The organism is Rhizomicrobium sp. (genome assembly GCA_037200985.1).
Taxonomy (GTDB): domain Bacteria; phylum Pseudomonadota; class Alphaproteobacteria; order Micropepsales; family Micropepsaceae; genus Rhizomicrobium.
Map to the genome: position 1 here is coordinate 3849493 of JBBCGJ010000001.1, position 13190 is coordinate 3862682.

Annotated in this window: 14 protein-coding genes; 7 read left to right on the forward strand and 7 right to left on the reverse strand. The window is 66.8% G+C overall.

The window, feature by feature from the left end; genetic code table 11:
* Positions 1 to 276 precede the first annotated feature (276 nt).
* Entirely contained in the window at positions 277 to 2802 is a 2526-nt protein-coding gene (uvrB, locus tag WDN01_18990; GenBank protein MEJ0028118.1) for an excinuclease ABC subunit UvrB, read from the reverse strand.
* Between the two features lie 113 nt (positions 2803 to 2915).
* Between uvrB and WDN01_18995 the strand changes: the two genes are divergently transcribed.
* Complete coding sequence (locus WDN01_18995; GenBank protein ID MEJ0028119.1) at positions 2916 to 4712, forward strand: RiPP maturation radical SAM C-methyltransferase; 1797 nt, start codon at positions 2916 to 2918, stop codon at positions 4710 to 4712.
* 78 nt (positions 4713 to 4790) lie between these two features.
* Positions 4791 to 5339: a TIGR00645 family protein gene (locus WDN01_19000; GenBank protein ID MEJ0028120.1), complete on the forward strand. Its 549-nt coding sequence runs from the start codon at positions 4791 to 4793 to the stop codon at positions 5337 to 5339.
* Positions 5340 to 5343: 4 nt separating this feature from the next.
* Here WDN01_19000 and WDN01_19005 read toward each other — a convergent pair whose 3' ends face one another.
* The gene (locus tag WDN01_19005; GenBank protein MEJ0028121.1) at positions 5344 to 6048 is read right to left on the reverse strand and encodes a glutathione S-transferase family protein; all 705 of its coding nucleotides are present in this window, start codon (positions 6046 to 6048) and stop codon (positions 5344 to 5346) included.
* Between the two features lie 94 nt (positions 6049 to 6142).
* Here WDN01_19005 and WDN01_19010 point away from each other — a divergent pair, with 94 nt between their 5' ends.
* The 3 genes from WDN01_19010 (at position 6143) to WDN01_19020 (ending at position 8392) form a co-directional block, all read left to right on the forward strand.
* Entirely contained in the window at positions 6143 to 6883 is a 741-nt protein-coding gene (locus tag WDN01_19010) for a YafY family protein (protein MEJ0028122.1), read from the forward strand.
* A gap of 466 nt (positions 6884 to 7349) precedes the next feature.
* Positions 7350 to 7775 carry a hypothetical protein gene (locus tag WDN01_19015; protein MEJ0028123.1) on the forward strand — a complete coding sequence of 142 codons (426 nt, stop codon included), beginning with the start codon at positions 7350 to 7352 and terminating at the stop codon, positions 7773 to 7775.
* 71 nt (positions 7776 to 7846) lie between these two features.
* Complete coding sequence (locus tag WDN01_19020; protein ID MEJ0028124.1) at positions 7847 to 8392, forward strand: hypothetical protein; 546 nt, start codon at positions 7847 to 7849, stop codon at positions 8390 to 8392.
* 43 nt (positions 8393 to 8435) lie between these two features.
* On the opposite strand, the gene WDN01_19025 is transcribed toward WDN01_19020, so the two are convergent.
* Positions 8436 to 8831, reverse strand: coding sequence for a hypothetical protein (locus WDN01_19025; GenBank protein ID MEJ0028125.1), 396 nt, complete (start codon positions 8829 to 8831; stop codon positions 8436 to 8438).
* A gap of 10 nt (positions 8832 to 8841) precedes the next feature.
* The gene (locus WDN01_19030) at positions 8842 to 9510 is read right to left on the reverse strand and encodes a lipid-binding SYLF domain-containing protein (GenBank protein ID MEJ0028126.1); all 669 of its coding nucleotides are present in this window, start codon (positions 9508 to 9510) and stop codon (positions 8842 to 8844) included.
* A gap of 165 nt (positions 9511 to 9675) precedes the next feature.
* Here WDN01_19030 and WDN01_19035 point away from each other — a divergent pair, with 165 nt between their 5' ends.
* Together WDN01_19035 and WDN01_19040 are read left to right on the forward strand one after the other, a co-directional pair.
* Entirely contained in the window at positions 9676 to 10038 is a 363-nt protein-coding gene (locus tag WDN01_19035) for a hypothetical protein (GenBank protein MEJ0028127.1), read from the forward strand.
* A complete protein-coding gene (locus WDN01_19040; protein ID MEJ0028128.1) occupies positions 10031 to 10453 on the forward strand; it encodes a hypothetical protein in 423 nt (140 codons plus the stop codon). The genes WDN01_19035 and WDN01_19040 overlap by 8 nt, the downstream gene beginning before the upstream one ends.
* Before the next feature lie 7 nt (positions 10454 to 10460).
* Here WDN01_19040 and WDN01_19045 read toward each other — a convergent pair whose 3' ends face one another.
* From WDN01_19045 to WDN01_19055, 3 genes are all read right to left on the reverse strand, one after another.
* Positions 10461 to 11066 carry a hypothetical protein gene (locus WDN01_19045; protein ID MEJ0028129.1) on the reverse strand — a complete coding sequence of 202 codons (606 nt, stop codon included), beginning with the start codon at positions 11064 to 11066 and terminating at the stop codon, positions 10461 to 10463.
* 84 nt (positions 11067 to 11150) lie between these two features.
* Positions 11151 to 11762: a glutathione S-transferase gene (locus tag WDN01_19050; GenBank protein ID MEJ0028130.1), complete on the reverse strand. Its 612-nt coding sequence runs from the start codon at positions 11760 to 11762 to the stop codon at positions 11151 to 11153.
* A gap of 116 nt (positions 11763 to 11878) precedes the next feature.
* Positions 11879 to 13141, reverse strand: coding sequence for an adenosylmethionine--8-amino-7-oxononanoate transaminase (locus tag WDN01_19055; protein MEJ0028131.1), 1263 nt, complete (start codon positions 13139 to 13141; stop codon positions 11879 to 11881).
* Between the last annotated feature and the right edge of the window lie 49 nt (positions 13142 to 13190).

Here is a 13190-nt window from a genome sequence, read left to right on the forward strand (position 1 = left end):
GCCGCCGAGAGTCCGGCGTCAGGCGCAAATGCGACTCGGGAACTTGCATATCATGTCCGTTCGGACGCGGGAAATCATGGAGGGGCGGCTCGGATGCCGTGTTAGCCGCTCAAGGCTGCGCAATCGACGGCAAACGAACCCGTTGCTTGTGATGTCCCGCGACTGCGGCCATCCCGCTTCATCAAACATCGACCTGAATCAGCGAGGCGATGTCACCTGGATGGCCCGCATTCGCGGGCCATGACAGTGGAATTGGGTTTCCGCCTGCTACGGACCCTAGCGGCTGCGGCTGCCGAAGGTCTTGGGCACGCCCGGCCGGCTGGCACGCTTCATCCGGGCGCCGCGGCTGGTCTTCTGATGCTTCGGTCCCCGCTGCGCCGACGCGCCGTCTTCGCCGTCGCCGGCGCCGTCGCGCACCGCCTTGAGGAAGGCGTCGTCCACCGCGCGGTCGACCTCGGACTGGCGGGCGAACGGGTCGTCGGCGATGGCGAGTTCGGTCGCGGTCAGCCGCTTGAGCTCGTCGCGCAGGCGCGCGGCTTCCTCGAACTCCAGGTCGGCGGCCGCCTCCTTCATCCGCTTTTCGAGGTCGGCGATGGTCGCCTTGATGTTGTGGCCGACGAATTCACGGCCGTCCTCGCCGACGCCGGTGTTCACCATCACATGGTCGCGCTCGTACATGCTGCCCATGATGTCGGCGATGTTCTTCTTCACGCTCGCGGGCGTGATGCCGTGCGCGGTGTTGTAGGCGCGCTGCTTCTCGCGGCGCCGGCTCGTCTCGGCCATGGCGCGCTCCATCGAGCCCGTGATATGATCCGCATACAGAATGACCTTGCCGTCGACATTGCGCGCGGCGCGGCCGATGGTCTGGATAAGGCTGGTCTCGCTGCGCAGGAAGCCTTCCTTGTCGGCGTCCAGGATCGCGACCAGGGCGCATTCGGGGATGTCGAGACCCTCGCGCAAGAGGTTGATGCCGATCAGGACGTCGAAGGCGCCAAGGCGCAGGTCGCGGATGATCTCGATGCGCTCCAGCGTCTCCACGTCGGAGTGCATGTAGCGCACGCGGATGCCCTGTTCGTGCATGTATTCCGTCAGATCCTCCGCCATCTTCTTGGTCAGCGTGGTGACCAGGGCGCGGAAGCCCTTCTTGGCGATGTCGCGGCATTCGGCGATCAGGTCGTCGACCTGGTGCTCGACGGGCCGGATCTCGACCGGCGGATCGATCAGACCGGTCGGGCGGATCACCTGCTCGGTGAAGACGCCGCCGGTGCGCTCCATCTCCCAGGGGCCGGGCGTGGCGCTGACATAGATCGTGGCGGGGCGCATCGCATCCCATTCCTCGAATTTCAGCGGCCGGTTGTCGATGCAGGAGGGAAGGCGGAAGCCGTATTCGGCCAGCGTGTATTTGCGGCGGTAGTCGCCTTTGTACATCGCGCCGATCTGCGGCACGGTGACATGGCTCTCGTCGCAGAACACCAGCGCGTTGTCGGGGATGTATTCGAACAGGGTCGGCGGCGGCTCGCCGGGCTTGCGGCCGGTGAGCCAGCGCGAATAGTTCTCGATGCCGGCGCAGGAGCCGGTCGCCTCGATCATCTCGATGTCGAAATTGGTGCGCTGCTCCAGGCGCTGGGCTTCGAGCAGCTTGCCTTGCGCACGGAATTCGGCGAGGCGGGTGATGAGCTCGGCCTTGATGCCTTTCAGCGCCTGCTGCAGCGTCGGGCGCGGCGTGACGTAGTGCGAATTGGCGTAGACCTTGATCGCGTCGAGCGTGCCGGCGGGGCGGCCCGTGAGCGGATCGAATTCGGTGATGCCGTCGACCACGTCGCCGAACAGCTCGACGCGCCAGGCGCGGTCTTCGTAATGCGCCGGGAAGATGTCCACCGTGTCGCCGCGCACGCGGAAGGCGCCGCGCGTGAAATTGTTGTCGTTGCGGCGGTACTGCAGCGCGCTGAGCTGCTGCTGCATCGCCATGCGGTCGAGCTTCTTGCCGCGCGTGATGGTGACGGCGGTGCCGGAATAGGTCTCCACCGCGCCGATGCCGTAGATGCAGGAGACGCTGGCGACGATGATGACGTCGTCGCGTTCCAGGATCGCGCGCGTCGCCGAATGGCGCATGCGGTCGATCTCCTCGTTGATGGAGGAATCCTTCTCGATATAGGTGTCGGTGCGCGGGATATAGGCTTCGGGCTGGTAGTAGTCGTAATACGAGACGAAATACTCGACCGCGTTGTCGGGGAAGAAGGATTTGAACTCGCTGTAGAGCTGGGCGGCGAGCGTCTTGTTGGGGGCGAGGATGAGGGCGGGGCGCTGCACCGCCTCGATCACCTTGGCCATGGTGAAGGTCTTGCCCGAGCCGGTGACGCCGAGCAGGACCTGGTCGCGCTCGCCGATGATGCCGTGATTGACGATGTTGTTTTGTTGACGGACGCCTCCGGCGTCGGGGTCGTCCTGCACCCGTGCGCCCTCGCCGGTGCCGAGGCCCTCGCCTTTCAGGCCCGCGACGAGGTCGCCGATGGCGGTCGGCTGATCGCCGGCGGGGGTGTATTCGCTGACCAGCTGGAAGCGCTTGCCGCCTTCGGATTTCTCCGGGCGGGCGGGACGGTGGGGAACGAAACCGGCGAGTTCCGCGCCGGTGGCGCCATGCAGCGGCAGGTTTCCTATCGGGGGCGGCGCGGGATCGTAGGCATCGCCGGCCGGCACGAGCGGCACGGCCTCCACCGCGTCCCGGAACTTCGCCGCGGCCTCGCTCATACCCTTGGGAGGGCGTCCCTTGCCGCGCGGAACCATGCCGTTGTTGTGTGCCATGCCGCCAATATAAGCGGCCAGGACCGCCTTTGCAGCCCGGCACCGGCCGCCTGCTGACAGAAAGATGCACTGCAAGACGCGATGCATGCTACGGTGGTGGCCGAGGAATTCGCATGACCGCCGCCCAGACGGACGTCTGCTTCGTTGTGCCGGATTTCTCCTCGGTGCAGCACACGCCGATCGGCGTCTCGGTGCTGACGGCGGCCTGCCGGGCCCAGGGCCTCACGGTCGGCTCGGTCTACGCCAATCTCCTCCTGGCGGCGCGCGTCGGTTACGACGTGTACGAGGAAATCTGCGCCATCCTGCCGACGAAGCAGACCGGCGAATACGTCTTCAAGCCCTTCGCCTACCCGCCCGAGATCCTCGCGACGATTCCGGACGGCGACCTGCCGCCGCGCTCGCGCGAGCTCGTTGCCGCTGTGGAACCGGCGATCGCCGCGCATCTGCACGAGGTCGTGGCCGCCATCGCGGCGCACCGCCCCCGCATCGTCGCGCTCACCAGCACCTTCCAGCAGAACATGGGCGCCTTCGCGATCGCGCGGCGCGTGCGCGTGGCGCTGCCCGATGCGCTGATCGTGATCGGCGGCGCGAATGTCGCGGGCGTGATGGCGACCGGCCTCGCCCGCGTGTTCGACTGCGTGGATTATTTCTTCGACGGCGAAGGCGACACCGTCTTTCCGGCGTTCTGCGAGGATTATCTGCGCCGCGGCGTGCGGCCGGCGTCGCGCATCGTCGCCTGCGAACCCGTCTCGGACATGGCGGCGTCCCCCGCCGCGGACGAATCCGATTTCATGGCGGCGCTGCGCGAACTCCAGGACGCCGGCCGGCTGCCGGCCGCGCTGCCGCACTACGCCGACTACGAATCCTCGCGGGGCTGCTGGTGGGGCGTCAAGAACCACTGCACCTTCTGCGGCCTCAACGCCAAGGGCATGGCGTTCCGCGAAAAAAGCGCCGACCGCGTCGTCGAGGAGATCGCCGAGGTCGCGGCGCGGTGGCCGGGGCGGGTGGTCCGCACCGTCGACAACATCATGCCGACCAGCTTTTTCGCGAACGTCCTGCCGCGCCTGGCCGCCAAGGCGCATCGCCCGGAGCTGTTCTACGAGGTCAAGGCGAATCTCAAGGAGGCGCAGATCGCCCAGATGCGGCGCGCCGGCATCGCCTCGATCCAGCCGGGGATCGAATCCCTCTCGACCCCGGTGCTCAAGCTGATGCGCAAGGGCGTCTCGGCGCACCAGAACATCACCCTGCTGCGTCTCTGCGAGACCTATGGGATGCGGGTCGGCTGGAACCTGATCTACGGCTTTCCGGGCGAGACGCGCGAACATTATCGCGAGTCCCTGGCGCTCATGCCGCTGATCGCGCATCTGCGCCCGCCGGACGGCTTTTCGCGCATCATGCTCGATCGCTTCAGCCCCTATCACAGCGACAGCGAAAGCTTCGGCATCGCCGGATCGGTGCCGTTCGAAAGCTATTACGGTCTCTACCCGCCGGACGCGCCGCTCGACGACATCGCCTATCACTTCTGGGGGCGCTACACGACGCCGCTGCTCGACGACGCGCCGTTGCGCGCCGAGCTGGCCGCCGCGGTGGACCGCTGGCACAGCCTGTGGCGGGGCGGCGCCAGGCCCAGGCTCCGCTTGATGCGGACCGGGGGCGGCAAGCTGATCGTGGCGGACACGCGGGGCTTCGCCCTGCCGTCGCTGACGCCGCTTGCCGACGGCGCCGACGATGCGCTCGCCTTTTTCGAGCGCCCGCGCCGGCCCGGCGAGCTGTCGGACGCCGCCGCCGCCCATGTCGAAGAGCTCCTCGCGCGCCGCTTCGTCGTCGCGCATGAGGGGCTGCTGCTCAGCGTTGTCGTGCGCGAGCCGATAAAAGACCTCCAGCCGGTTGCGGCGCTCGCCACGGCGTGATTCGCTCCGCCCGAAGCCGCCTTCCCGCCGGCTTCGAAATTCAGGCACAATGCCCGCGGATTTGGAGCGACCGACACCATGCACCAGCGCAAACTCATCGAAGCCGCTCTCGAAAGCATCCTTTTCAATTCCCGCTGGCTGATGGCGCCGGCCTATGTCGGGCTGGTGGTCTCGCTCGCCATGCTGCTCATTACCTTCGGCCGCGCATTGATCGAGGCGCTGCCGCTCGTCATGCATATGACGAACGAGGAGATCATTCTCCTGGTGCTGTCGCTGATCGACCTGTCGCTGGCGATGAACCTCGTCCTGATCGTGGTGTTCTCCGGCTACGAGAATTTCGTCAGCAAGATCGACACCGGCGAGAGCGAGGACCGGCCGGACTGGATGGGCACGCTCGATTTCTCCGGCCTCAAGATGAAGCTGATCGGCTCCATCGTGGCGATCAGCGCGATCTCGCTCCTGCGCGCCTTCATGACCATCAGCGACTTCACCCAGCCGGTCGACAATGCAAGGCTGGGCTGGATGATCGGCCTGCACATGACCTTCATCGTCTCGGGCCTGCTCTTCGCCATCATGGACTGGGTGGCGTCGAAGATCGGCGAAGGCGAAGAGCCGGTGAACGACTGAGGCGTCAGACGGCGGCGCTTTCGAAGTCGGGGTAGTAGCGGCGCATCATCCGCTCGCCATAGGCGACCAGATTGTCGTGGCGCAGCGCCGCGTCGCGCAGGCCGGATTCGAAGAACGGCGTCAGGATGCCGGCCAGCATGGCGAAGGCGGTGGCGTCGGCGCCGCATGGGTCGTCGCCCATCAGGAAGCGGTTGTCGTCCAGAAGGACCGAAAGGCTCTTCAGGCTGCGCCCCGCCAGCCAGACGATCTCGTCCGGCGTGTGCCGCCCGAGGCCCTGGCCGTGCAGATAGGCGCGCACCTGCTGGCGCGCGCCCTCCCGCACGCCCTCCGGCGCGCCGTCGAAGAAATGCGCCGGGCCTTTCGCGAAATTGGCGTCCTCGATCCAGCGCGCGTGCAGCAGGGCGAAATAGAGGTGGTCCTCCAGCATCCGTTCCGCCGACCAGGCGACGGCCTTCTGCTGCGGCGTCAGCGCGGAATCGAAATCGGCGCCATGCGCCTCTTCCAGGTGGTGCCGGATGAAGGTCGAATCCGCGATCAGGACGCCGTCATCGGCGATGAAGGGCACCTTGCCCTTGGGCGATTGCGGCGGCGCGGCGCGCTCGCGGGCATAGGAAAGCCCGGCCATGCGGAGCTGGGTCTCGGTCTTCATCACGAAAGGGCTGGGGTCGGGCAGGCCGAAAGCCGGGCCGAAGCTGTACAGGGTGATCATCGCGCAGGTCCCTCGAAATAGCCGCCTTTTCTTGAGCGTCGCCTCCTGACAACATGCTGTCAGCAGTCTGGCAGCAGGGTGGGGCGAGCGAACGATGGCGGCCATGCGACGGGCGGAACGGCTTTTCCAGATCATCCAGATCCTGCGCCGGTCCAAGCGCCATCCGATCCGTGCGAACGACATCGCGGAGGAGCTGGAGACCTCGCTGCGCACGGTCTATCGCGACATCGCGCAGCTCCTGGCGGAGCGCGTGCCGATCCGCGGCGAGGCCGGCATCGGCTATATCCTGGAGGACGGCTTCGACATGCCGCCCCTGATGCTGACGGCCGACGAGATCGAGGCGGCGATGCTGGGCGCGCAATGGGTGATGGGTCGCGGCGACGAAGGCCTGGTGCGCGCGGCGCGCGACCTGGTCGCCAAGATCGGCGCGGTGGTGCCGGCGCATCTGAAGCCGCTGGCGCTCGATTCCACGCTGCACTCGCCCAATTGGCGGTGCATCGAGACCGATGCGGTCGACATGGCGCGGGTGCGCGCCGCGATCCATGCCCAGACCAAGATCCGCCTCGCCTATGGCGACGAGCAGGGGCGCGAGACCGAACGCACGATCTGGCCGATCGCGGTCAGCTATTGGGATACGGTGCGCGTGGTGGTGGGCTGGTGCGAATTGCGCAAGGCCTTCCGCAGCTTCCGCACCGACCGCGTGCGCGCCGCCGATTTCACGGCCGAGCGCTATCCGATCCCGCGCACGCGGCTGACGGCGCAATGGCGGAAGGAAATGAACGAGCAGGTCGAACGCGGCGATTACAAGAAGCGCCGGGCGGCGCAGCGCACCTGATCAGAAATGCGGCCCTTCGAGGACCCGCAAGGCCGCGACGGCGATCCACAGGGCAACGATGACCTGCATAAGCAGGGGGTGCGGCAGCCAGTCCGGCCGGTCCTGCACCGCAATATGACGTCTTTTTAAGCTTGGCGCCCGCATACCGTTCCCTTTTCGCCGCTGGCTTCCAGCCGCGGCGACGTGAAAAGCAACGCCCGCAAGATGGCGAGGTTCCTGCCTTTTTCGTTCCTCATCCGGTGAACAGTGGCGCAAAAGTGTTGATGACCGGTTGTCGGCGCGCGGATGGTCCCGGTTCGGAGGACGGCCGCGATATCCATTTACCCAAATCGGGTACCGGAGCCGTGGCGTCCCTCGCCGACTATTGGTACGCGAGGCCGACAATTTCGCTCGTTGTGATTGCGCCGGCCTTGTCGGACGCGTTCGGCGTCGGCGCACCAGGTTTCGCAATCGCGTGGAGTAATCGATGTCGAACCCGGAAGAGGCCCGTATCGCCGGGCGCCTCTCGATCGCCTACATGATGGCGATCGCCAGCGAAGTCCTGCGCCGCTTTCCGGTCGACATGCTCGATCTTCTGCTCATCACCACGATCTCGAATTTCAACCTGCCGGGCGGCGGCGGGACGGGCGATCTGTCCGACCCGGCGCCGGCGCGGATCGGCGTCAGCCGCAATGCGGTCAGCCGCGCGATCAATGTGCCGCTCGAGACCGTCCGCCGGCGCGTCGCGGCGCTGATCGGCAAGAAAATCCTGATGGAGCGGCCCGACGGTATCGTCTTCTCGCCGGACAATCCCATCGGCTTGGGCAACAATGCCGACCTGTCGCAGTTCAATCTCGGCCTGCTGCGGCAGCTTTTCCGGGAGCTCAAGGCCAACGGGATCGATCTGGGCTAGTTCGTCCGCGCGACTCTTGCGACAATCGCTTTTTGCCGCGCGCGACGGCTCGGGTTTGGCTGGAGATGGACATGCAGGGAACCAAGGCGCCCCGTTCGAAACGCGTCATCGCGAAGGACGCCATGCCGGCGCCGGAGGCGCAGCTTCCCGATCCCGGCCCCTCGGTGCGCGATCATCCCTATTCGCGCTTCATCGCCCATTGCGTCGCCGAGTTCATCCTGCGCTCGGCCGAAGGCATGAGCGAGGTGTTCGACCACGACTACGAGGCGGCGGTCCTGTTCCTGACCATCTCCAACCGCAATTCGGAGAAGGTGATGAACGATCCCAAGCTGCGCGAGGCCTATGGCAGCTACCAGGCGACGATCCCGCCCGAGCACACGCTTCTGATCAACCGCATGGCGCTGGCGCGCGCCACCGGCCTGCCGCGCGAGACGGTCCGGCGCAAGGTGGCCAGGCTGATCGCGAAAGGCTGGGTGATCGAACTCGAAGGCGGTCTTCGGGCGCGGCCCGACCTGAACCGCCATCGGACCTATATCGCGAGCCTCGAACCGCAGGCGCAGAACCTGCGCCGCCTGTTCACCATGCTGCTCAGCACGGGCGCGCTCAATCCGGTTTAAGAAATTTCCTCCCCCGCAACGGCGGGGGAGGAAAGTCTCTTTCTTACTTTATCGCCGTCAGTTCGGTCGCCGCGTCGGTGGCGTCCTTCTGCGCGGTCTTGAGATCGGCCGCCGCGAGGCCGGCACGCGTCGTGTCGGCCGCCGCTTCGAGCTTCTTCTTCTTGGCCGCGTCGGCGGTGTCGGGAATGGCACCGTTACCCGAATTGGCGCAGGGGTTCATGTTCTTCGGGTCGAAGCCCGGACCGCCGGGGCCGACCAGGCAGTTCAGCGCATGATGCAAATGCATCTGCGTGCCGGCCATGTCGGACGCCTGGCTCGCCAGATCGGCATGGGTCTGGGCGGTGACGATCTCGCCCGCGGGGTCCGCCGCCAGCACCGGCAGCGGCGCCAGCAGCAGCGCCGCGATGGCGGCGCCCATCAATACATCGCGCGTTCTCATCGTTCTTTCCTTACCAGACGGTGGCCAGATTGCGCTGCAGCGTGCGGGTCGCGCGGTTGGTGAAGCGGTTGGCGAGGATGCCGGACACGGTCGCATTGCGGCCGTAGAAATCGCGGTTCGAATCGTCGTTCGCCTTCACGATCGAGCCGTTGAAGGTCAGGCCGCCATAGGCGCCGGTGCCCGAACTCCACACGATGATGTCGCCGCCGCGCACGGTGGTGGCGCCCTCGGCCGCCGAACTCAGCGTCACGACGGTCAGGCCGGCGCCGGCGCCGAGCTTCGCTTCGCCCTGCTGGATGCCGCGCAGGCCACGCTCGGTCATGATGATCATCACGAGTTCCGCCTGCTGCAGACCGATCTGCAGGCCGAAAGAGGCCGAGGCGAGCGAGAAGAAGGCCGGCGAACTCCAGGTCCGGCCGCTGCGCTTGAGCAGAACGCCTTCGCCGCCCTCGGCGCCGAAGATGAAGCCGCCCTTGACCAGGCGGGGTACGATCAGCACGGCGCGGGCGCCATGGATCATGCGGGCGGCCTGCGCGAAAGCGGGGTCGCTGCGGAAATGGCTGACGGTACGGTTGGCGCGCGAGAGGAGCTCGGTTTCGTCCGAGGCCTGGGCGGCCGAGGCGCCCAGCAGGGCGGTGGCGAAGGCCGCAATGGCGGCGAGCTTGGCAAAGGCTTGCATGGTCTTGGGGGTCCTTTTTGGGGGCGAGTTCCAGCCTAATCCCTCAGGCCGGGCTTATGAAGCCGATCCGTTTGTGTGCACCGCACAATACGGCGAAATTTCCCGCATCCTTGACGGGCACACTCTTAAACCCCACATCTCGTAAGTGGTTCCGGGGACGAACAGTTGACAGACGCCGCACCGCAGCCCGCCATGCCGGCCGTTTCGTCGCCGTCAACCGACACGCGGACGCTGGCCATCATCGTGTACGGACTCTATATCGGCGCGGTCGTGACCTGCGGCATCGCGGGGCTGGTCGGCGTCATCCTCGCCTATGTGAAGCGCGACGAGAGCCGCGGCACGATCTGGGAAAGCCATTTCGAAAACGCGATCCAGGCCTTCTGGATCTGGCTGGTCCTCTTCGTCGTCGGCGTGGCGACCGCCTGGCTGGTGATCGGCATCTTCGTGATCGGCGCGGCCTTCCTCTATTTCCTCTATCGCACCATCAAGGGCCTGGTCGCGGCCATCGAGTCGAGACCTTATGTCTGAGGCGGTGTCCGACGCGCCGGCGCAGGGCGAGCTGCGCGTCGTCTCGCTGATCTGCTACGGCCTCTTCCTGCTCGCGCTCGTCAACGGCATCACCGCGATCGCCGGCGTCATCCTCGCCTACATCAAGCGCGACGAGGCGCGGGGCACGGTATGGGAAAGCCATATGCGCAATCTCATCCGCGTGTTCTGGGTCGGCGTGGTGCTCGCCGGCGCGGCGCTGGTGCTGATCCTGCCGGCGCTGTCGACGCTGATCTACGCGCTGATCGCGACCGACGGACATCCCCCGCCGCCCCTGGTGGGCGGCCTGGTTGCAACGGTGCCGATCCTGTGGCTCGCCGGATTGGCGTTCCTGGTGTGGTATCTCTATCGCACGATCGGCGGCTTCGCCCGCGCGCTGGACGGCAAGGCGTATTGACGCCGCCTCAGTCCTGATCGCCGAAGCGCTCGTCGGGCATGCGGTGCGGGTTGGCGATGGCGTGGCCGACCGGGCGCGGGCGCATCAGGAACAGGCCGACGATGCCCAGCACCAGCGCCAGCGAGAAGGAATAGGGCACGAAGCCGTAGATCTGCCATTGCACGGCGGCGGCGGAATGGAAGCTCATCCCCATCTCGGCGCCCCACAGCGTGCAGCTTCCGATGCCGGCCTCGCTCACCGTGCAGCCCGGATACATCGAGGCGAAGACCACCGCCATGGGCACGATCAGCGCCGCCAGCGGCAGGAGCAGGAAGGTCAGCGCGGCGCGCAGCGGACGGCGGGCGACCAGGCTCGCGATCGCCGCCACGAAGGCGATGATGAGCAGGACCAGCGAATTGGAATTGATCGCCCAGGTGAGCCCGAGCGCGTCGCGCAGGCCGCCGCCGAGCGCCAGGCCGCGGCACGCCTCCGGACCCGGCGCGCATTGCGCGCCGAGCGCGACGAGGCGCACGACCCACGCCATCGCCGCCGGTCCGATCAGGATCGCGATACACGCCGCCCAGATATTCCGAGCCGTGTGGCGCTTCGCACCTTCGACTTCGTCCTCGCCCATGCCGGCATGTTAAGCATCTCCTTCCCCTCATTTGAGGGGAATTCTCGTCACATGCTTAATCGCGGAACTTCATGGCGTAAGAAATCAGGCCTTGGCGGAAGGCCGCGCGCCCACGCGCTCGAACCAGGCGGTGATGTTCTTGCACTCCGGACTGATCGGCTGGCCGACCGAAATGCCGAAGGCCAGGAAACAGTAGAGCAGGATATCGGCGAGGGTGAAGCGGTTCCCGCACAGGAACTGCTTGCCGGCGAGCTGGCCGTCGAGCCATTTGAGGCGGTCCTGCGCGATCTTCTTGAGGCCGGGCGAGGCCTCCGGCGCGGTGGGGATGCGGTCCTTGAAGAAGGCGTGGCCCTCGCCGAAGCGGAAGCCGTTGGCCAGCGGCTCGCAGATGTTGAGGTCGACGCGGCGCGTCCACATGCGGGTCTCGGCCTTCTCCTCCGGCGTGGTGCCGACCAGCGCGGGCGTCGGGTTCTTGTCCTCGATATATTCGCAGATCGCGGTGATCTCGGAGAGGTAGGAGCCGTCGTCGAGCTCGAGCGTCGGCATCTGGCCGTGCGGATTGCGCTTCAGGTGCGCGTCCTGGCGGTTCTCGCCGGCCATGAGGTTCACGTCCTGCGTCGGCAGGGTGAGGCCCTTCTCCGCCAGGAACATGCGCACGACATGCGGATTGGGTCCGATGGAATTGTAGAGCTTCATGAGGGCCTCCCCGAATTTTCGCCGGACGTTAGGTGGCGGCAAACGCAGGGTCAACGTGGCGTTGAGGAAGGATCGGGCAAGATTCCCGCGGCCGGCTCCGAAGGCGAAGGGAGAGGCTACAGATCGCGAACCACCGCCGCCACGGCGCGCGTCAGTGTCGTCAAATCGTCTTCATCGATGGTCAGCGCCGGCGTCAGGTACACGATGTTGCGGAAGGGGCGGACCCACACGCCCTGCGCGACCAGCCGCGCTTTCAGCGCATTGAGATCGTCGATGGCGTCGAGCTCGACCACGCCGATGGCGCCGCGCACGCGGACGTCCTTCACGCGTTTCATGCCGAGGCAGGGACCCAGCCCCTTGGTCAGCGCCGCGGCGATATCGACGGCCTGCATCAGCCGGTTCTCGGCCTCGAACAGATCGAGCGAGGCGTTGGCGGCGGCGCAGGCCAGCGCGTTGCCCATATACGTCGGGCCGTGCATCAGCGCATGCGCCGGATCGTCGGACCAGAAGGCATCGAACACCTTCGCGGTCGCAAGAGTCGCGGCCAGCGGCAGCGCGCCGCCGGTGAGCGCCTTGCCGACCGTCACGATGTCCGGTGCGATCCCGGCGGCCTCGCAGGCGAACATCGCGCCGGTGCGGCCGAAGCCGGTGAAGATCTCGTCGAAGATCAGGAGCAGCTCGTATTTGTCGCCCGCCGTGCGCAGCCGGCGCAGGACATGCTCGTCGTGGAACAGCATGCCGCCGGCGCCCTGCACCAGAGGCTCGACCAGGATGCCGGCGAGCTCGTGGGCGTGGCGTTCGAGGAAGGCGTCGAAGGCGGCGACGGACTCTTCGTCGCGCGGCAGGGCGATGACGTGATGCTGGGGCAATACGCCGGCGAAATGGCTGTGCATGCCTTCGTCGGGATCGCACACCGCCATCGTGCCGAAGGTGTCGCCGTGATAGCCGCCGCGGAAGGCGAGGAATTTCGTCCGTCCACGGATGTTCCGGTTGAGCCAGTACTGCACCGCCATCTTCATCGCGACCTCGACCGCGACGGAGCCGGAATCGGAGAAGAACGCCCGCGCCATGCCGCCGGGCGCGAGCGCGCAGAGCCGCGCCGCCAGCGTCAGCACCTGCTCGTGCACCAGCCCGCCCAGCATGACATGGGGCATCTTCGCCGCCTGGGCGGCGACCGCGGCGACGATGTGCGGATGGTTGTAGCCGTGCACCGCGGTCCACCAGCTCGCGATGCCGTCGACCAGTTCGCGCCCGTCGGCCAGCACGATGCGCGTGCCATGCGTGCGCTCGGCGGCGAGCGGCGGGCGCGCGGTCTTCATCTGCGTATAGGGCAGCCAGATATGGGGCAGGCCGGCGGCGTACCAGGCGGGGTCGGTCATCGCATCTGTATAAGCACTACCCGAAAGCGGCGTCATCCGTTATCGACAT